The organism is Enterococcus sp. 9E7_DIV0242 (assembly GCF_002140975.2).
Lineage (GTDB): Bacteria > Bacillota > Bacilli > Lactobacillales > Enterococcaceae > Enterococcus_L > Enterococcus_L clewellii.
In genome coordinates, this window is sequence record NZ_CP147247.1 from 474,210 (window position 1) to 492,102 (window position 17,893).

Annotated in this window: 21 protein-coding genes; 2 read left to right on the forward strand and 19 right to left on the reverse strand. The window is 39.7% G+C overall.

What is annotated here, in order from left to right:
- Positions 1–4: 4 nt before the first annotated feature.
- From A5888_RS02290 to obgE, 4 genes are all read right to left on the reverse strand, one after another.
- Entirely contained in the window at positions 5–682 is a 678-nt protein-coding gene (locus A5888_RS02290; RefSeq protein ID WP_086347645.1) for a DUF4956 domain-containing protein, read from the reverse strand.
- Positions 672–1,403: a polyphosphate polymerase domain-containing protein gene (locus A5888_RS02295; RefSeq protein WP_086347646.1), complete on the reverse strand. Its 732-nt coding sequence runs from the start codon at positions 1,401–1,403 to the stop codon at positions 672–674. The genes A5888_RS02290 and A5888_RS02295 overlap by 11 nt, the downstream gene beginning before the upstream one ends.
- A 321-nt stretch (positions 1,404–1,724) precedes the next feature.
- A complete protein-coding gene (locus A5888_RS02300) occupies positions 1,725–1,985 on the reverse strand; it encodes a zinc ribbon domain-containing protein (RefSeq protein ID WP_170924679.1) in 261 nt (86 codons plus the stop codon).
- 109 nt (positions 1,986–2,094) lie between these two features.
- Positions 2,095–3,408, reverse strand: coding sequence for a GTPase ObgE (gene obgE / locus A5888_RS02305; RefSeq protein WP_086347648.1), 1,314 nt, complete (start codon positions 3,406–3,408; stop codon positions 2,095–2,097).
- A 676-nt stretch (positions 3,409–4,084) separates the two neighbouring features.
- On the opposite strand from obgE, the gene A5888_RS02310 reads away from it, so the two are divergent.
- Together A5888_RS02310 and A5888_RS02315 are read left to right on the forward strand one after the other, a co-directional pair.
- Positions 4,085–5,092 carry a DMT family transporter gene (locus A5888_RS02310; RefSeq protein WP_086347649.1) on the forward strand — a complete coding sequence of 336 codons (1,008 nt, stop codon included), beginning with the start codon at positions 4,085–4,087 and terminating at the stop codon, positions 5,090–5,092.
- A gap of 4 nt (positions 5,093–5,096) precedes the next feature.
- The gene (locus tag A5888_RS02315) at positions 5,097–5,387 is read left to right on the forward strand and encodes a hypothetical protein (RefSeq protein WP_086347650.1); all 291 of its coding nucleotides are present in this window, start codon (positions 5,097–5,099) and stop codon (positions 5,385–5,387) included.
- Between the two features lie 60 nt (positions 5,388–5,447).
- Here the strand turns inward: A5888_RS02315 and A5888_RS02320 are convergent, their stop codons facing one another.
- From A5888_RS02320 to cutC, 15 genes are all read right to left on the reverse strand, one after another.
- Positions 5,448–6,212 carry a response regulator transcription factor gene (locus tag A5888_RS02320; protein ID WP_086347651.1) on the reverse strand — a complete coding sequence of 255 codons (765 nt, stop codon included), beginning with the start codon at positions 6,210–6,212 and terminating at the stop codon, positions 5,448–5,450.
- Positions 6,213–6,227: 15 nt separating this feature from the next.
- On the reverse strand, positions 6,228–7,412 hold the full coding sequence (locus A5888_RS02325; protein WP_339101884.1) for a histidine kinase: 1,185 nt from the start codon (positions 7,410–7,412) through the stop codon (positions 6,228–6,230).
- A 312-nt stretch (positions 7,413–7,724) separates the two neighbouring features.
- A complete protein-coding gene (eutM, locus tag A5888_RS02330) occupies positions 7,725–8,006 on the reverse strand; it encodes an ethanolamine utilization microcompartment protein EutM (RefSeq protein ID WP_086347653.1) in 282 nt (93 codons plus the stop codon).
- Positions 8,003–8,659 carry a phosphate propanoyltransferase gene (locus A5888_RS02335; protein WP_086348330.1) on the reverse strand — a complete coding sequence of 219 codons (657 nt, stop codon included), beginning with the start codon at positions 8,657–8,659 and terminating at the stop codon, positions 8,003–8,005. Before A5888_RS02335 ends, eutM begins: the two co-directional genes overlap by 4 nt.
- 5 nt (positions 8,660–8,664) lie before the next feature.
- Entirely contained in the window at positions 8,665–10,137 is a 1,473-nt protein-coding gene (locus A5888_RS02340) for an acetaldehyde dehydrogenase (acetylating) (RefSeq protein WP_086347654.1), read from the reverse strand.
- Between the two features lie 42 nt (positions 10,138–10,179).
- On the reverse strand, positions 10,180–10,761 hold the full coding sequence (locus A5888_RS02345; protein ID WP_086347655.1) for a BMC domain-containing protein: 582 nt from the start codon (positions 10,759–10,761) through the stop codon (positions 10,180–10,182).
- A gap of 96 nt (positions 10,762–10,857) precedes the next feature.
- Complete coding sequence (locus tag A5888_RS02350; protein ID WP_086347656.1) at positions 10,858–11,466, reverse strand: hypothetical protein; 609 nt, start codon at positions 11,464–11,466, stop codon at positions 10,858–10,860.
- A 20-nt stretch (positions 11,467–11,486) separates the two neighbouring features.
- On the reverse strand, positions 11,487–11,747 hold the full coding sequence (locus A5888_RS02355) for a EutN/CcmL family microcompartment protein (RefSeq protein WP_086347657.1): 261 nt from the start codon (positions 11,745–11,747) through the stop codon (positions 11,487–11,489).
- A gap of 1 nt (position 11,748) precedes the next feature.
- Complete coding sequence (locus A5888_RS02360) at positions 11,749–12,063, reverse strand: BMC domain-containing protein (protein ID WP_086347658.1); 315 nt, start codon at positions 12,061–12,063, stop codon at positions 11,749–11,751.
- Positions 12,064–12,080: 17 nt separating this feature from the next.
- Entirely contained in the window at positions 12,081–12,932 is an 852-nt protein-coding gene (gene eutJ, locus A5888_RS02365) for an ethanolamine utilization protein EutJ (protein ID WP_086347659.1), read from the reverse strand.
- The gene (locus tag A5888_RS02370; RefSeq protein WP_086347660.1) at positions 12,929–13,546 is read right to left on the reverse strand and encodes a hypothetical protein; all 618 of its coding nucleotides are present in this window, start codon (positions 13,544–13,546) and stop codon (positions 12,929–12,931) included. Before A5888_RS02370 ends, eutJ begins: the two co-directional genes overlap by 4 nt.
- Before the next feature lie 18 nt (positions 13,547–13,564).
- The gene (locus A5888_RS02375) at positions 13,565–13,999 is read right to left on the reverse strand and encodes a EutP/PduV family microcompartment system protein (RefSeq protein ID WP_086347661.1); all 435 of its coding nucleotides are present in this window, start codon (positions 13,997–13,999) and stop codon (positions 13,565–13,567) included.
- Positions 13,996–14,325, reverse strand: a complete 330-nt coding sequence (locus A5888_RS02380) for a BMC domain-containing protein (RefSeq protein ID WP_422389731.1) — start codon at positions 14,323–14,325, stop codon at positions 13,996–13,998. Before A5888_RS02380 ends, A5888_RS02375 begins: the two co-directional genes overlap by 4 nt.
- A gap of 14 nt (positions 14,326–14,339) precedes the next feature.
- Positions 14,340–15,290, reverse strand: coding sequence for a choline TMA-lyase-activating enzyme (gene cutD / locus A5888_RS02385; RefSeq protein ID WP_249274431.1), 951 nt, complete (start codon positions 15,288–15,290; stop codon positions 14,340–14,342).
- Between the two features lie 25 nt (positions 15,291–15,315).
- A complete protein-coding gene (cutC, locus tag A5888_RS02390; protein ID WP_086347663.1) occupies positions 15,316–17,883 on the reverse strand; it encodes a choline trimethylamine-lyase in 2,568 nt (855 codons plus the stop codon).
- Between the last annotated feature and the right edge of the window lie 10 nt (positions 17,884–17,893).

A 17,893-nucleotide genomic window follows, 5' to 3' on the forward strand; every position in this document is an offset into this window, starting at 1 on the left:
TCACCTACAATTCATCTTTATTGGTTGATACTTTCCCAGACACAATCGTCAAATTCCCATTTCTAACACGCAAGGCATCCATCAACGCTTTTTCTTTTTGAGCATCTTTTAGTGTTACATGGTACCGCAGCTCATACAAGCTCCCCATATTTGTTGTTTTTACAGAATCCAAATTGTGATTGTATGTAAATTCTTTGAACAAATCATCAAACAAATCTGGATAATCGAGATCCTCTGGTATCGTGATTTTGATTTCCCGCTCGGCAACCTTATTCTTTTCACCAAAATGACTGGCGTTCAAAAGGATTAAGGTGAGTGCAATCACTAGTGAAAATAGAATGACATAACTGATAAATCCCATTCCTGTCGCCAACCCAATACCCATTGACCAGAAAACACTGGTAATTTCTCGTGCCCCACCTGCTACCGAACGAAAACGAATCAAGCTGAATGCCCCCATAATTGCAACACCAGTACCAAGATTCCCATTAACAAGCATGATCACTAACTGAACCAGGATCGGCAAGATAACTAATGTAATAATGAAATTCTTTGAATATGTACTTCGATACATATGAACGCAAGCAACTAATAGACCTAATGCAAGCGACGTAAGAATACATAAAAACAAACTCATTAAATCCAGCTCCACTGAACTTTCCGTAAATAAACTAGACAACATGACAAAATTCCTCCTTAGAAAATAAATAACGCTGGTATGTCTGGGCATACTTGGAAAAAGAGGAAGGGTAAATCTTTAGCTCTCCCAGAATCTCTGAAAACCACAATGGATAAGCACCTAATGCTTTGACCTCCATCAATACATCGATTTCCGGTGCCACACGTTCACCTTCTGCACCTGAGGTAATATCCAAAGCCTCTGTTCGGTAGCGAATATTGAAGTCAAAGGTTACTCGAAAGTCTTCATCTTGCGGATAAAAGAATGCCCGTCGATCATACGCGATCATCACTTTCGGCTCCAGCTTCTTTCTCAAAACAAGCCAGTCGATTTCTTGTTTAATCTGCGTATCCTTCGAACTGCTGAACTGAAACCTATTTTTCCGAGTTTCAAAAAATTCAGATGCTTGAGCATACGGTACTGTTACTCGCCGCTTGTAAACAACGCCCTTGACTTTCTTTTTTATTTCCAAGTAAACATTGGTATGCTCATTTGGAATACCATAGCTTCTCAAACGAAATTTCTCTTTGAATACTGGTTTATTGATGGAATGACGAATCATTTCGAAATCTTCGGTATCAAAATAAACGGAAATGATTGTATGTAACCCGTATTCATCCTCTTGCATGTACTGATTCATTTTTTCAACAAGGCTGTCATATGCTTCATAGGATAATTTATATTTCTTTTCTCTTCGTTGAAAGCAGTTTTTAAGTTTGACCATGTTCTATCTCCTCCTGTACATCTTGGAGTATAAAAAAAGCAACATAAATCAAGCTTAAAAACATGAAAGTCACATGAAGAAATCTTCATAAAAAATTGTCGTTTCCTAAAATCGATCCATCTTTTTTAATAATGTTGTTTAGAATTGAAGTGTACCAATATCGCATCCTATCCATTGAAATCTTCTGATAACTAAAAAACCGCCAAACACATCGATAGAAGGATTCGATATATCTGGCGGTTATTAGAAAACAGCTTGTTTATTATTCAACTTTTTAAAGGAAATAGATAGACTGCGGCGTGGGTTTGATTACTCGCTCGTTTACTTCCAGCGTTTTAGCGTAGCTAAATAGGTTCGGGCCTGTACCTTGATACGAGTCTTTTCTTCTTCTGTACCAGCTGCTTGATACTCTGGAGAGTAATCCAAACCGATTTCTACATACTGGTCGATTGTTAAATCATTAGTGAAGGCACCATCTTTGAAACAAAATATGCAATACTCTTCTGATAATGTAGCATCTACATTTGTTCCCTTTTGCTCATCTTGTTCAATACCCATTCCACAACTTTGACAAATTTTCATTTCCATTCCTCCCAATGGTTTGTTAAAAATACTATAGCAAAGCAGACAAAACAATGCAAAAGAGCCAAGATTTCCTTACTTTGAAAATCTCAGCTCTTTTAAAAATAATTTATTCTACGAACTCAAATTCAAAACCGCCGATACGAACAATGTCGCCATCCTTGGCTCCACGAGCGCGAAGTGCTTCATCTACACCCATACCACGTAGCTGTCTTGCAAAACGCATCACCGTTTCATCATGTTCAAAGTTAGTCATCTGGAATAATCGTTCCAGACTTTCCCCTGTTAGAACCCAGGCGGCATCTGAATCACGATCGATCGTGAACTCAGGACCTTCTGGATTAAAGCCATAACGAACAATTTCTTCTTCCACTTCATCTGCGTACAGAGGAAACTCAGAAGTAACATCCAGTAAATCGGCTGTTGCATTTAACAGTGGCTCCAATCCCTTTTTGGTAATCCCAGATATCGGAAAAACTGGAATCGGGTCAGCAAACTCATCTTCTTGTTCCTTCGCAATTTCTTTTCTGAACTTCTTCAAATTCTCTTCAGCCTCAGGCATGTCCATCTTGTTTGCAACAATAATTTGTGGTCTTTCCAACAAGCGAAGATTGTGTGAGGCAAGCTCCTTATTGATCGCCAGGTAATCCTCATACGGATTTCTGCCTTCCATACCGCTCATATCAATAACATGAAGAATAACTCTCGTTCTTTCAATATGACGTAAAAACTGCGTTCCAAGCCCGACACCTTGCGAAGCCCCTTCGATCAGTCCAGGTAGATCAGCCGCTGCAAAGCTGCGACCATCACTTGTTGTGACCATTCCGAGGTTTGGCACCAATGTCGTAAAATGATACGCACCAATTTTCGGTCTTGCTGCAGAAATAACAGAAAGAAGTGTTGATTTTCCTACAGAAGGAAAACCGACCAATCCCACATCAGCAAGTACTTTCAATTCAAGCTCGATTTTTCTTTCTTGTCCAGGTTCACCATTCTCGGCAATTTCCGGTGCAGGATTTTTAGCAGAAGCAAAACGAGTGTTTCCGCGTCCGCCACGTCCGCCTTTAGCCACCAATAACTGTTGCCCATTATCGACTAAATCTCCAATCAAAGCACCTGTTTCTGCATCGCGAACGGTCGTTCCAGGTGGCACTTTCACGATCAAATCATCTGAACCTCTTCCGTGCATACCTTTACTCATACCGTTTTCCCCTGGTATTGCTTTGAAATGACGATTAAAGCGGAAATCCATCAATGTTCGAAGTCCTTCTTCAACCATCAAAATGACATCACCACCGTTACCACCATCACCACCTGCCGGTCCTCCGTCAGGTACATATTTTTCTCTTCTAAATGCAACCATTCCGTCGCCGCCTTTTCCGGCCTTGACATCAATGGTTACCTGATCTAAAAACATGGACATATTGTCGTCCTCCTACTCAATAAATAATCTATGAACTGTCCTATCGCTGTCATATTAGGGAGTCATTTGCTCGAAATAACACATAGATACTTACACTATCATTATTTGATAGAACTTGCAAGAAGCACTTTCCTATTACCTACATATGTTTAAACGCTGTCTATCGTTCAAAAATCTAGTGTAATTATAGCATAAATCCAGCCTGATAAAAAACAACTTTGCTATTGATTTTATGTGAATAAATGGAAATTCCAATTAATGAAAACGTTCCCGATGGATACGAAGAGCACTTTCTCTATCTGCTCATTGCCAAAATTGCCACCATTTTCCTTTGTATAGCTGATAGCAGCAGAATGTAGTATGAAAAGAAGGCCTTGCCCTCACAAGCGGGTATCTATTTTCTCCATTGATTTTTACTTTTGATCAAAAGCTTAGTATCAAACCTGTTTTATCTGATGATAAATAGTTCCTAAAAGTAAAAATAGTCCTATTCTTGCTTAAACATCTAATTTTTTTACAAGAAGAAGCCTTTGATTGTGTAATTTAACTTCCAAATTTTCACTTATAATTAGGTCATAAAGGACTTATAATGGTATGAAAGGAATGTATCCGCTTTCTGTCGAAAGTCATTTTTTATTCCCTGAGTACCGAATACTATTCAGATAGAGGTGTGTTTATGGAAGACGGAGTCAAACGCGAATCAAGTTCACTCATTTCAAAGAAACAAAAATTGGATGCCAGCTTTACTAGGCAGGGAATCACAAGTGGTATTCTTTCGGCAGTCACATTCGGACTGTACAGTACCATCTCAGCATATGCAATGACGCTTGACCCCTTGGTCGGAGTTGTCAGCGTGTTTGCAGCACCATTTGTTGCCTCGGCTATCAATGATACGATTGCTGCCATTTGGTTACTGATATTCAATATTGCCAAGGGACGATTAAAAGAAATCGGTCGAAGTCTGGCAATTATTCCAGGATTAATGGTTATTTTGGGCGCCTTGTTTGGCGGACCGATTGCCAATGGTGCTTACTTAGTTGGAATTGCCTCAGCTGGAGCAGCAGCAATCCCTATTTCGGCTCTCTTCCCTATGTTTGGTGCAATTTTTGCCAGAATTTTTCTTAAGCAGCAAATTTCTAAACGTGTTGGTATCGGTATGGCCATCTGTATTGCCGGAGCAATTCTAATTTCGATGGACGGTGGCGGTTCTGTTGGCACGGATTTCACCTTCGGAATCATTTGCGCATTCATTGCAGCAATTGGTTGGGGGATGGAAGGCGTATTCTCAGCTTTTGGCATGTCAATGATTGATTCAAATATTGCGATCAATATTCGTCAAGCTGTATCAGGAATTGTTTTTATTGTAGTTGTTTTGCCAATGTTCAATGCCTTCGACTTGTTCCTTGATGTATTAGCAGCCCCATCGTTAATGCTGATTATTGCGGCAGGTGCCTTATTTGCAGCTTCCTCCTTCCTTGCTTGGTATGTAGCAAATAGCAAGGTTGGTGTAGCCACTGGGATGTCTTTAAACAGTACGTATGTCTTATGGGGCGTTATCTTTTCCGCAGTTTTCCTAAAGACAAGCTTAAGTCCAATGATGATTTTGGGCGCTGTAATCATTACTGCAGGTGCCATCATTGTATCTGTTAATCCATTAGACTTTATCAAGAAAAAGGAGGGGTAAAACGATGCTATTACCTATTCGTTCACGTGTTTTGCATTATATTGCCGTGACTGGTGTCTCCACTGTAGATTCAGTTATGGAAGGACTAAAAGAAGAATATGGCACAGAAAGACAGTTCACTCAACCAAATTTCGTTGAGCATATGCTTTCTCTGAAAGAGAATGGCCTAATCGATGAGTTATCTTATGATTTAGATCAAAATAACAATTTACAAATCGAGTATGATATCAATGAAGAAGGCATCAATACAATCAATAAGTATTTGCCAAAAAAATGGCGGTTAGATCCAAAATAGGCGGAAAAACAGGACGGGAGCACCTCTCCTTCGAGTAGATGTTCTCGTCCTGCTACCTCTTCAGCTGCCAGCACCAATATGAGCATTCTTTCGATATTTGTTCGGCGTGGTACTCATTTGCCGATAAAAGACACGATTGAAGTAAGATGGGTCGTTGAACCCACACTCACTAGAAATACGGTATGACGGGTAATCGGATGTTTCTAACATTTTACAGGCGTAATCGATGCGCAAATTGTTTACATAATCTGTATATGAAAGACCGACCTCTCGTTTAAATACTCTACTGAAATATTGGGGATTCATGTATACATGAGCTGATACCTTTTGTAAAGTAATCTTTTCCTTATAATTCTCCTGAATAAAATGAAGAGCTTCTTTTATGAATCCCTGGATTTCAGTTAGTGCAACTACTTCTCTTTCACAATCAGTAGCTGTACTTTTCTTGCTATCAGAAGCCTCCTCCATCAATTGGTGAAGTATGGCAGTTATTTCCCTGGGCTTTACAGGCTTTAACATATATTTTGACACATTCAAATCTATCGCTTTTTGAGCATAAGAAAAATCTGAAAAAGCTGATAAAATCACAGCTTTTGCGTCTGGTAGAAATGTACGTATCTCCTCTAATACACTCAATCCATCTTTTTCCGGAATTAAGATATCAAGGAAAAGTATTTCCGGACAATGCTGTCTCGCTAACGCGATCGCTTCCCCTCCGGTTGAACAAGATAATACAACATAATTCGCATTGACTTCTTCCATTACGATTGCTTTGAGAAAGTCCCTCTCCAACATCTCGTCTTCAACAATTAAGATCGCTCCCATTTATCTCTTCACTCCTTAATTATTTTTCGGTATTTTGATTGCAACAATACAGCCGCCATAGTTCGATTTTCGTACATCTAATCCATAGGAAGCCCCAAAGTGCTGTTTCAATCGATTATCAGTACTTCTAAAACCAAGGCTCATCTTATCTTCCTTACGTTCTCTAATTGATTGCAACACGTCCACCGGAAAACCATTGCCATCATCTTCCACGTTGATTAGGATATCTTCACCAATAACCTCTGCATAGATTCGAATTGTGCCACCGTCTCTTTTGGGCGTAATTCCATGAATCAGTGCGTTCTCAACAACAGGCTGCAAGGTCATATTCAATATTCGTTCAAATCGTAATTCATCAGGAATAGTTATTTCATATTTCAAGCGATCCTTGAATCTTACTTGTTGGATATACAAATATTTTTCAATATAATCAATCTCAGCTTCAATCGTATGCAGCTGATTTTCCTGCTTTAATGTGTACCTTAAAAGATCCGATAAGCAATAGATCAGCTCCTCAGTTGTATGAGAATGTTCAAAATAAGCAGTTCGAGCAATTGAATTCAATGTATTGAACAAAAAATGAGGATTAATGACCAAAGAATTATTCTTTGTTTCCAAATCGACAATTTTCCTCTCCAGTAGCTCCTTCTCAATCGATAACCGTTCTATATCTGGATTTTCATTCAATACCTTTTCTTTAACATCTAAAGCAATACTATTGGCAACATGGCCGCAAATTTGCTCATATATCCGAATTTCCTTTTCATCAACTGTTGCTAAAGCAGCTAAGGCTTTGGCAATCATTTCTGAAGAAACCCCAGTTTCCTTATTCAACTTAGATACATCAAACAAATATTTTTTATATTCCGTTTCAGTGGAAAAAGCCTGTATACCAATAATATAGCCGAGAATCTCCTTTTCTATAACTACTGGCATATAGACATTTTCTAATCCATATTCACATACATATCGATGCCCTTTTTCGTTTTTCAGGCATTTCAAACAATGGTCACAAACTCTATTGGGAGATTTATGACAAACAATTTTGCAAAAATCAGGGATTGGATTGAATTCCATTAAAATTTGACCTTGTGTATCAATAAGGATCAGAGAAATACTGGAAATAGGAACAACACTGCTGTAACGACTGAATAATCGATTATCAACCAGCTTTTGCAGTGGATTTTCTTTCATAGTCATAGGTGGCACCACCTTAAGTAATTCTTGATTAGTTATAAAGTAATATACTAAAATTTCGGTATTTTCCATTAAAAAAATTTGAAAGCAGGACTTCCTTGCTGCTTCGGAAAAAACACTCAGAAAACATCGATTTGTAAACGTTTGCGCATACATATAACATACTATATAATTATTTGAATTTCAAACGCATTTCTATTAATAATTACTAATAATAAATAACGAGAAATCATGTGTTTTCCAAGTAGCTTAAAAGGCTGGAATATTGTTTGTTCCAGCCTTTTGAGTTTTTCAAATTCTTCTTATTCTATTTGATTATCCTTTAGGCGTTGGTAAAATATTTTCTACTTCGCCATGTGGACGAGGAATAACGTGAACAGATACAAGTTCACCGATTCTTTGAGCAGCTGCAGCTCCAGCATCTGTTGCTGCTTTCACAGCACCTACATCACCACGAACCATAACCGTTACAAGTCCTCCACCTACAAATTCTTTACCAATTAATACAACGTTTGCTGCCTTAACCATTGCATCTGCTGCCTCGATTGATCCTACTAATCCTTTTGTTTCGATAAGTCCTAATGCTTCTGATTTCATAATAGTTCCTCCTGATTGTTTTTAATAATATATACTTTGGATTTAGAATTTAATCCCATAGCATTCGCTTCTTCAACGTCTAGATGGCACTCTAGACGAAACTCTTTGCTGACTCGAATCACTACGTTGTCAAAAACACCGCCACGTTCACCGTTCAGCTTAATCATGACACGTTCTCCATCAGTCACCTTATAAAATTGTGCATCTTGTGGTGACATGTGGATGTGCCGTTGGGCGACAATAACGCCCTCTTCTATTTCTACACTACCGGCTGCTCCAACGATCGTAATTCCCGGAGTACCGCTGATATCGCCTGATTGCCTAACTGGCGCCTTCACGCCAAGCTTGAAACAATCACCAGTCATTACCTCTACCTGTGAGGCAGGACGAGCTGGGCCTAGAACACGAACTTTCTCAATAACTCCTCTAGGTCCGCAAATCACCACAGTTTCTTTACAAGCATACTGACCAGGCTGTGATAGCTCCTTCAGCTCAGTCAATTGATACCCCTGGCCAAATAATTGATCGATATCCTTCTGTGATAAGTGAATATGTCGATTGGATATACCTAAGGGAATACCCTTGTCTTTTGAAGCTGTTTCTACCTGTAATATATCAATAAATAGCTGCAAGAGATCTTTTTGATTTTTCACCTTGATCACTCACCACTTTCTTTGAAAAATGAAACAAGCTCTTTGATAAGAGATTCCATATCGGACCCTTGATTACCTGCCGTCTTTTGATTGGTTGAACAACTACTGGTAGCATAGGGATTCTCTGTCTCTTTGATCCCACAAGCAATCCGTTTAATATTGATCAAATGCTCCGGAGTAACATTGTCTGAAGTAGCACTGCCGCCCCAGGTACCACATCCCAGTGTGAATGCTGGTGCAATAGCTGTACTAGCTCCCACGCCCCCTTGTGTTGAACCTGTATTTACAAGGATTCGGAAAACAGGTTTTTCAGCAAATTTCATCAACAGTTCTTTATCTTGGGTATGGATAGCAAAGCTATGGCCTACACCCCCATTATTTAGAAGAGCAATACTGATCTCGCACGCTTCTTCCCAATTTTTGACTGTATAAAAACCTAGAACAGTTGTCAGTTTTTCATAAGATAGCGGATAGCCTTCTCCTACGCCAGTTTGTCTTCCCAATAATACTTTTGTTCCATCTGGAATAGATATTCCTGCCGCTTCAGCAATTACTTGCGGCGAACGACCAACCAACCTTGCATTCATTGCATGTCCTTTAACAAACAGCTTTTGTGCTACTTTAGCAGTTTCTTCTTCTGTCATGAAATAGCCGCCTTGGCGTTGGAACTCTGAAATAATCTGTGATTCCATTGCTTCTTCTACAATGACAGTCTGTTCCGATGCGCAAATTGTTCCATTGTCAAATGTCTTACTAGCAATAATATCAGCAACAGCTTTTTTCACATCTGCCGTCTTTTCAATATAACTTGGTACATTTCCCGGACCAACACCTAATGCGGGTTTTCCAACGCTGTAGGCTGCTTTTACCATTGCCGCTCCACCTGTTGCAATAATCAACGCAATTTCTTCACTGCGCATCAGTTCATTTGTCGCTTGCATTGATGGCTTGGATATACAGCTTACTATATTTTCCGGTGCTCCCGCTGCAACCGCAGCATCATTCATTAATTGAGCTGCTTTCAGTGTTGCTTTTAGTGCGGATGGGTGAGGAGAAATCACAATACCATTTCTTGATTTAAGCGAAATAATCGCCTTATAGATAACCGTTGATGTAGGATTCGTTGACGGAATGATCCCCATCAGCAAGCCCATCGGCTCCGCAATTTCAATGATTTTACTTTCAGGATCATCCTTGATCACCCCAACAGTTTTCATATCTTTAATAAAGGTATAAAGCTCTGTAGAAGCATGATGGTTTTTGAAAATCTTATCTTCCACTTTTCCAAAACCAGTTTCTTCTACTGCCATTTTTGCCAGAATTACCGCATTTTCTTCAGCTACTGAAACCATCTTTTTAATAATCTGGTCGATTTGTTCAGCGGTATAATGCGCAAGCTCTTGTTGTGCTTTCTTCCCTTTTCGAGCTAATGTTCTAGCCTCTTGAATCGATTCTAAATCGTAATCATAATTTTCCAAGTGCCCAATTCCTCCTTTCTTGATGCTCCTTACTGATTTTTCTTACTGCTTTTTATCTGTCTGTTCTTTGCGTACTTCTTTCAAACGCTTGATCAATGTCGCTCGATTCGCTTTTTGAATTGTCTTGGCAGGTAGTTTCAGTTCCGTTGTTTCTTCTGCCAGCTTTCTCAACTCGCTTATGGTAAGTTTTGATAACTGTTCATCAGAGTAATCATCAGAACCCGCAGCTACTGGCACTTCAGTTTCAATCGGTGCTACTATTTCAACAGCCGATAAGTCAGTCTCACTTTCTTCTGGATCTCTATCTTCCGTTACATCTTGGATAACCTCAGCAGACTCCTCTGTATGTTTATCGGCAAATAGAACATTGCCAATCTCCGTATGCGGTCGTGCAATGACATGTCTGGAAACCAAATGATCTTGCCCAAAAGCCAATACTGCTGCTTCTCCAGCATCTACAGCGGCCTTTACAGCACCAACATCACCTGAAACGGTCACAGTGACCAATCCTCCACCGACAATTGTCTTTTCAATCAGCTCGACTTGCGAGGTCTTCAACATAACATCTGCAGACTCAATCGCTGGAATCAAACCTCTAGTTTCAATTAATCCAATTGCTTGCACAAAGTGATCCTCCTTTCCTTCGATTTTGATCTCTACTCTTTTCAATTATTAAAGCTGATAATCTTGATTTTCTTCTCCATTTTTTCTATCTATGAATCAAGAACGGATATAAAAAATTTTGGTATGCTCTGTTGCTGAACGTTCCAACTGAGTTCCAATTGGAATGGATACAAGATCCCCTTCTTGAGCTTTGTAGGCTTTTCCGTTTATTCTTATAATAAGATTTCCTTCCAAAACAAGATTCAACTCTTCTGATTTGGTTTTGATAGAAAAGTCTGTTCCCTTGATTGTTAATAGGCCTGCTTCTACTGTTTCATTGTCATTCTTGAATAGAACCTGCCCACATATCTGCTTATCATTTTCCTCAAGTGGTGTCATTTTGACCGTTTTTCCATGAATAATTTTCACTCCAGAGTCATCCTGCTCAAATTCATAGGGTTCTTCCTTCAAGGAAGCCATTAGAGCATATAGAATATCTTTATTAGTCAAAAGTTGTAACATGTCATTCACTAGTTTATTTGAATCAAATGGTGTCATTGTTTTAGTGCTTATTGGGTCTGGTTCTTGCGTGATAAAACGTATGCCCTTTTCTTCGGCAAAATCGATAGCCGCAGGCGTGACAATTGTGTCATGTGTCAACACACAGGTCTCTGCTTTTTCAACCAACAGCTGTTCTATATCAGCTATGGAAATAAGTTTTTTCAAAAAATATCACATCCTTACAGTTAAAAGTGACAGTCCTCATCGATGATACCAATGACAGCGGCATCGATTGGCAGTGTATTTTCATCAAAAATTCTACCAGCAGAAGATCCTTGGCAAATAATGACCCGATCGCCAATACCGGCACCAATCAAATCAACAACTATCAATCGTTTACCTTCACCATCTTTATCGATTACTTCAGCCAACATAAATTTTAATCCATTCAATGATTCGATTTTTCTTGTTGCCCAAACATTATCCACTAATTTTGCTGCCAACATTCTAATCACAGCCTCTGTTTTTTTTCATTTTCATTTTGATATTGCTTATTGCAGTTTCTACGGATGCGGTATCTCCTAGCAAAGCAAGCAAAACCATATTTTGAGGACAACTTCCTCTAATATCCACTGCAGTAATTCCGGCAGCTTTTTCAGCAAGATCAGCTACATAGACCATATCGATCAGCTTTCCTTGTATCAGTCCAATGGCATCACAGCCTGTTAACAGCTCTTTACTTGCTGAGCTACTCATACCCATTCTTCTGCTAATGATGTCTAGTGCTCCCGCTGAAGGAGATTGAATGATTCTAAAATCCATTGTCTTTCCCCACTTTCTTAAACGAGTAGCTCCTGTTTGCAGCTTAATGCGATGCCCAATGGTGTAACAAACATTGGATTTTCCGGTTTATACGTTGAAATCCCAGTTTTTGCTTCAATAATTTGTTCGATACCAGTTAAGCAACACGTACCTCCAACAAGATAAATTTCATCTACCTCATGGCCCTCTATGGCTTGAGTAACAATTGTTGAAACCTTCTCGATTACCGGTTTAAGTACTGGTAACAGTTCCGCATGATTGTCTTTGTTTCTTTTAAAAACATCAGCTTCCTCAAACGGTAGCTTATATGCGCCGGAAACAACAAGAGAAAAATGCGTACCTCCTGTAGGTTCGTCGGCTACTTCAATGACCTGACCATCCTTTATTATTGTGATCCCCGTCGTTCCACCACCTATATCTACAATTGCTCCATTTCGGATATGCAGGACTTCGTTAGCGGCAGTTGGTTCATCCAATAAAGCAGTGATTTCAAAGCCTGCCCCTTCTACCACATGACGTATGACTCCATGATCCAATGAAATAGTGCCTGGCGGTAATGCGGCTGCACAGTTAATTAATTCTGTTTGAAGTTTCTCTTCCAGGTCTTGCTTTAGCTCGGAAACAATCCGGATAGCACCCAAGTAATCAACGATCATTCCATCTTTTACAACATCCGCGAATCGATAGGCACCGGCAACAGGTTTCTTATTTTCGTCAAGTACAGAGAGAACAATACAAGAGGTTCCTAAATCAACACCCGTATAATAGCACTCTGAATCTGTCCTTTTAGGATGTACAATTACTTGCTCAAACTCAGCAATCAATGTATCACAATACTCAAATATTCTTTGTTTCTCCTGTCTTGTCATTCTTTCCCACCTATCGCTTTATGAATCAGCTCTTCTAAAACAGTGCACATCAGTTGAAGCTTTTGTTCAATAAGAAGGAGCTGTGCTTTTTCCGTTTCTTCTTCCTCATAACTTTTTTCAATTAGTTCAGCTCTGAATAGATTCAAATCTGCCAGAAGAAAATGTAAAAGAGCAATTTCTTTCCCTCTAGAGGATTGAATATGGAAAGCAGAAATCGTGTGCTTCTGTTCTGGTTTTTTTGCTGTGTCAGATAAATGCTCTAACATTTTACCGTCTTCGTTGCATAAATTATTGAGTGTGTTGCTTAGAATCATCACCTTTTCAGCCGTATACATATCTTCATCTGTCAGAAAGCTAATAATAAGGAGGAAAGAAGCCGATAATTTCTCAAGCTTCGGTTTTAAGTAAGTAGATAGTTTTCGGCAGTTCGGCTTTTCGCTCTCTGTTTTTTTTGGCAATGGCTTCATCTTTTTTCTATCAAAAATCGGAATATTCCGATCTAAAAGAAATTGTCTGGCTTCTGGAGTTAGACGCGTCCCTCGCTCCATTTTATATTCGGTGAAATGAGCGCGTCGGTAATTCATCCGCAGCTCAGTTTCTGTGATAAAATACATGATCGACAACACTCCTTTCTAAGTAAGAAATCCCAACAACCTTTCTCTAAGCTTTACAGATGCTCTGGAAGAAAAACATTCTAGGACAATCATTTCTTTCACTCCAGCAGTCTGTAGGAAGGCTGCTGCTGTGCTAGAATCCTCTGATTTCGAAGCACCAGTGACAAGTCCGATTACCGGACAATTGAACGACGCTGCGAAATTTGGCGGATAGAATGTTTCCTGAGCTTGAGCATCTTCCAAAAAGAGGACACAACAGGCAGTTTGAGCAAGCGTCAAAATATAACGATACATTGACACGTTTTCCAAATATTGCGCGGGCACATCAATCGTACACTCTCCGTAGATTGCATCTTGCTTCTTTTTTAACGGTCGCTTTGTTCCATTCAACCAATTAGCAATCGAAGATTTCCCACTACCTTGCGCACCAATAATCATGATTCGTTTTCTCATGTCTTGGTAACCGGAACAACGGTGAAATTTAGCATTTCATTCAATACACTGTTTACCTCTCTAATAGCGGCTTCAACACTTGCTACATCTCCCGTGATAACTAATGAGCCTGTGAAACGATCAAGAAAACCAATATCCACTGCGGATGCTTTTGTCGCAACATCCGCAGCAATGATTGCTGTCTCTGAAGGGGTAAAGGTCATCAGACCTACTGCATCACCAACCTCTATGCCTAATCGCTCACAGATATCTGACATCGGAGAAGCTAAAACGTGCGCGAGTGTGACTTGTTTCCCCGGAACTGATTCTTGGATGATTCGCTGCATATTCATTTCGCCTCCTAATGTCGAATAACTTTTACCGGAAAATCATACTCTGAAATTTGTTCTTCAATCACATCAAGGTCTTCTTCCGTCATGCTCAAATCCTGCGTAATTGGGTAGATTCGATCTAGCTGGTCGTATTTATTTACGCCTAGTTTATGGTATGGAAGCAAATCGATTCCTTGAAAATTTCGCTTCTCTTTGTAAGGCATCAAAAATTCAATCGTTCGTCGAATTGTGTCTGGGTCATTATTCAACCCCTTCATCAAAGGCATACGAACTTTTACGTTATACCGTTTACGAAGCAGCTCTTCCATATTTTCCAAGATACGTTCATTTCGAACACCCGTAAGCTTTTGATGTATCTGAGAATCGATATGCTTCAAATCGAATAGGAAAAGATCGCAAAATTCAGCAATTTTCAACAACGACTTGATTGGTGCATGACCGCAGGTTTCGATGGCTGTATGAATTCCAGCATTTTTACATTCCATTAATAAATTTGTCGCGAATTCTGGCTGCATTGTTACTTCTCCGCCACCAAGGGTCACCCCACCACCAGAAGTCTGATAAAACGGGATATCTTCAATTGCGACTTCAAGCAATTCAGAAATCAATTTATCCTCTCCGGAAATCGTAAAAGCCTTTTTAGGACAAACTTTTTCACAAGCTCTACATCCGCCACAATCGATCGTTCGATCAATATAATGACCCACTTCAGGGTCCATTTTATGAACGTTTAACGGACAAACCTTTACACACGCACCACAATCAATACATAGCTTTTTTTGAAACATCACTTGATATTTTTTTTCAATGCTTTCCGGATTTGAACACCACTGGCACCTTAGCGGACAGCCTTTGAAGAAGAACAAGGTACGAATGCCCGGACCATCATAAATCGAATATTTTTGAATATTGAATATTCGTGCTTTTCTTTCAATGTGAATCATTTTTTCCATGTGCATCACCATGTTCTTTTCTCATTTTATGTTAGAAATGCTCCAACATCGTACGGCTGATGATTTCATCCTGTACTTCTTTACATAGTTCTGTAAAGTAAGCACTGTAGCCGGCTACTCGAATAATCAAATCACGGTAGCTGTCTGGATCTTTTTGAGCTTCTTTCAGTACTTCGTTATCAACATAGCTGAATTGCATTTCTCCGTTGCCCAATACTGAGGCTGTACGTAACAAAGTAATCAATCCCTGGCGACCTTCCGGTGTTTCCAAAATACCTCGTAACAGTTTGAAGTTGTGCACCATACCAATATTCATTGATGCTACATCCATTTTAGAAACGGACTTGATGATTGCTGTAGGTCCCTTTTTGTCTGCTCCTTGAGTTGGACTGATTCCATCTGAGAGCGGTGCCCACGCTCGGCGGCCATTTGCTGACGCACCAAGCATTTCTCCAAACGGTGTATTATTAGAAATGGAAAGTGTACCATGACTGAAAACAGAGTATAGTGTTTTATATTGTGAATGGATTTTTTCAGTCCAATTCACGATATCTGCAGCAATCAAATCTGCATAGTCATCATCATTTCCATATTTTGGTGCATCAAGGCAGTCACGATGCAACTCTTCATTCCCTTTGAAGTCTGCTTTCAACCCATCACGCATTTGCTCAAGCGTATATTTCCCTTCATCAAATACTAATTTTTTGATTGCTGCCATAGAATCTGCATAAGTACCCAATCCAGACCAAATCAAGCCAGGTCCCCAGTTGTGTACACACCCGCCAGCAGTAACATCTTTTCCGTTTTCCATGCAGCCTTCCATCATTAAGGACATCAATGGCTTCGGTGCAACGTCACGGTGAACCCGTTGGCTGATAACTGTTCCAACAGCTGATAATTGCGTAATATAATGAATTTGTTTTTTCACAGCTTCTTCAAATTGCTCATAGGTTTGGAAATTACTTAACTCACCTAGATCCAATCCTTGCTTGGAGTTATGCCATAACATCCAACCACGGTTTAGGACGAATTCAATGGCAATTGGCCATTGTGTATAGCCGGTTGAAGTCCATTGATATAAACGACCTGATTTCTGTGGCTCTACACACCCCATCAAACAGTAGTCGCGAGCATCTTCCATACTGAAGCCTTTTGCTAGCATCATCTTGATATGGGAATCATCAAAATGACAAGCAGGGAATCCAAGTCCGGCACGAACTACATCTACAATTTTTTCTAAATATTTTTGTGGTGATTGATTATGGATACGACAAGCAAGAGATGGTTGGTAAACACCTACATGACGAACAGCGTCCATCAATAGATAGGTCAGATCATTACATGCATCGCCGCCTTCACGTTTCACGCCACCTACACACATATTTACAAAAGGTTGATACCCTGCAAAGAACTTAGACCCGCCTTCGCTTGAAACCCACATCATTTCAGAGCATTTAATCAAGAATGCACCTGCAATTTCAAATGCATCAAAGTCCGTTAAGCGACCTGCTTTTTTATCTGCTTCATAGAAAGGATAGATATATTGATCGACACGCCCAACAGATAACCCTGTTTGATTTTCTTCAACCATGAATAAGGATTCAACAGTCCAAACAGATTGCAACGCTTCATGAAAAGTTGTTGGCGCATTGGCAGGCACTTTCGCATTGATTTCACCAATTTTTTCAAGCTCTTTTTTGCGAACAGGATTTGCTTCTTTTTGCGCTAACTGATACGCGTAATCAGATAAGCGTTTTGCATAAGCCATGACACCTTCTGTTGTATCAAGAACAGATTTATAGTAATAAATACGATCAATATCTTCCGGATTTTCCATAGATAATTCAGCCAGATGGTCTCTCGCTTCTTGTTGAATATCCTTCATCCCTTTTTTCATTAGAATCACATCGTATCCAGGGTTTGAATCACCGCCACCATTGATTTGATGATAAGACAGATCACTGACAAACGCTTCTCCTGAAAATTCCCATAATCCAGCTTCACGATATTGTTGTTCACAGATTTCATCTAGAGAACGACCTTCCCAATAAGGGAAAAATTCTTCCTTCATCAGCCGTTTATCTTCATCTGAAATATAAAATGGATCTTGAGGACGTTCATGAATCGTATCCATCTCGTCTCTAGTCCAACGCCATGCGATATCTGGTGAAAAGGCTCCTGCTCTTGGTGCCCCACAAGGATGACCAACAATCAATTCGTCATCTTGAATTAAGAGAGGTGCTGTTTCACAGGCTTTTCTAAATGCTTTTGCTCTTAACATTATTGTTGGCAGACCGGGATTTTCTTTTGATACTTGTGTCACTGCTTTGGCACGATGAGTGGTAATACTTGGAACAGCGGTTAAATAGCTATCTTTTAGGCGTTTTAGTCGTTGCGTCATTCCTTCTGGATACGTTTCAGGGTTTGACGATTCTACTGCTACAGAAGAGTTGCTCACACAATTAATATTTAGGCCTTCCCCTGGATTCTCCAGTTCTTGGGAAATCCCTTGAAACAACTTCAGCATAGCAGCCTTTTCTTCTGGTGACATGTCCTTTGCTACATTTGTGAATTTCTCTGAAATATCTTTAATATTCATTTCTTTCCCT

What these genes read in the sequence shown, in the direction of transcription:
- A5888_RS02290 (WP_086347645.1), bottom strand. Translation starts at nt 682, where the DNA reads ATGTTGTCTAGTTTATTTACGGAAAGTTCAGTGGAGCTGGATTTAATG.
- A5888_RS02295 (WP_086347646.1), bottom strand. Translation starts at nt 1,403, where the DNA reads ATGGTCAAACTTAAAAACTGCTTTCAACGAAGAGAAAAGAAATATAAA.
- A5888_RS02300 (WP_170924679.1), bottom strand. Translation starts at nt 1,985, where the DNA reads ATGAAAATTTGTCAAAGTTGTGGAATGGGTATTGAACAAGATGAGCAA.
- obgE (WP_086347648.1), bottom strand. Translation starts at nt 3,408, where the DNA reads ATGTCCATGTTTTTAGATCAGGTAACCATTGATGTCAAGGCCGGAAAA.
- A5888_RS02310 (WP_086347649.1), top strand. Translation starts at nt 4,085, where the DNA reads ATGGAAGACGGAGTCAAACGCGAATCAAGTTCACTCATTTCAAAGAAA.
- A5888_RS02315 (WP_086347650.1), top strand. Translation starts at nt 5,097, where the DNA reads ATGCTATTACCTATTCGTTCACGTGTTTTGCATTATATTGCCGTGACT.
- A5888_RS02320 (WP_086347651.1), bottom strand. Translation starts at nt 6,212, where the DNA reads ATGGGAGCGATCTTAATTGTTGAAGACGAGATGTTGGAGAGGGACTTT.
- A5888_RS02325 (WP_339101884.1), bottom strand. Translation starts at nt 7,412, where the DNA reads ATGACTATGAAAGAAAATCCACTGCAAAAGCTGGTTGATAATCGATTA.
- eutM (WP_086347653.1), bottom strand. Translation starts at nt 8,006, where the DNA reads ATGAAATCAGAAGCATTAGGACTTATCGAAACAAAAGGATTAGTAGGA.
- A5888_RS02355 (WP_086347657.1), bottom strand. Translation starts at nt 11,747, where the DNA reads ATGTTGGCAGCAAAATTAGTGGATAATGTTTGGGCAACAAGAAAAATC.
- A5888_RS02360 (WP_086347658.1), bottom strand. Translation starts at nt 12,063, where the DNA reads ATGGATTTTAGAATCATTCAATCTCCTTCAGCGGGAGCACTAGACATC.
- eutJ (WP_086347659.1), bottom strand. Translation starts at nt 12,932, where the DNA reads ATGACAAGACAGGAGAAACAAAGAATATTTGAGTATTGTGATACATTG.
- A5888_RS02370 (WP_086347660.1), bottom strand. Translation starts at nt 13,546, where the DNA reads ATGTATTTTATCACAGAAACTGAGCTGCGGATGAATTACCGACGCGCT.
- A5888_RS02375 (WP_086347661.1), bottom strand. Translation starts at nt 13,999, where the DNA reads ATGAGAAAACGAATCATGATTATTGGTGCGCAAGGTAGTGGGAAATCT.
- A5888_RS02380 (WP_422389731.1), bottom strand. Translation starts at nt 14,325, where the DNA reads ATGCAGCGAATCATCCAAGAATCAGTTCCGGGGAAACAAGTCACACTC.
- cutD (WP_249274431.1), bottom strand. Translation starts at nt 15,290, where the DNA reads ATGCACATGGAAAAAATGATTCACATTGAAAGAAAAGCACGAATATTC.
- cutC (WP_086347663.1), bottom strand. Translation starts at nt 17,883, where the DNA reads ATGAATATTAAAGATATTTCAGAGAAATTCACAAATGTAGCAAAGGAC.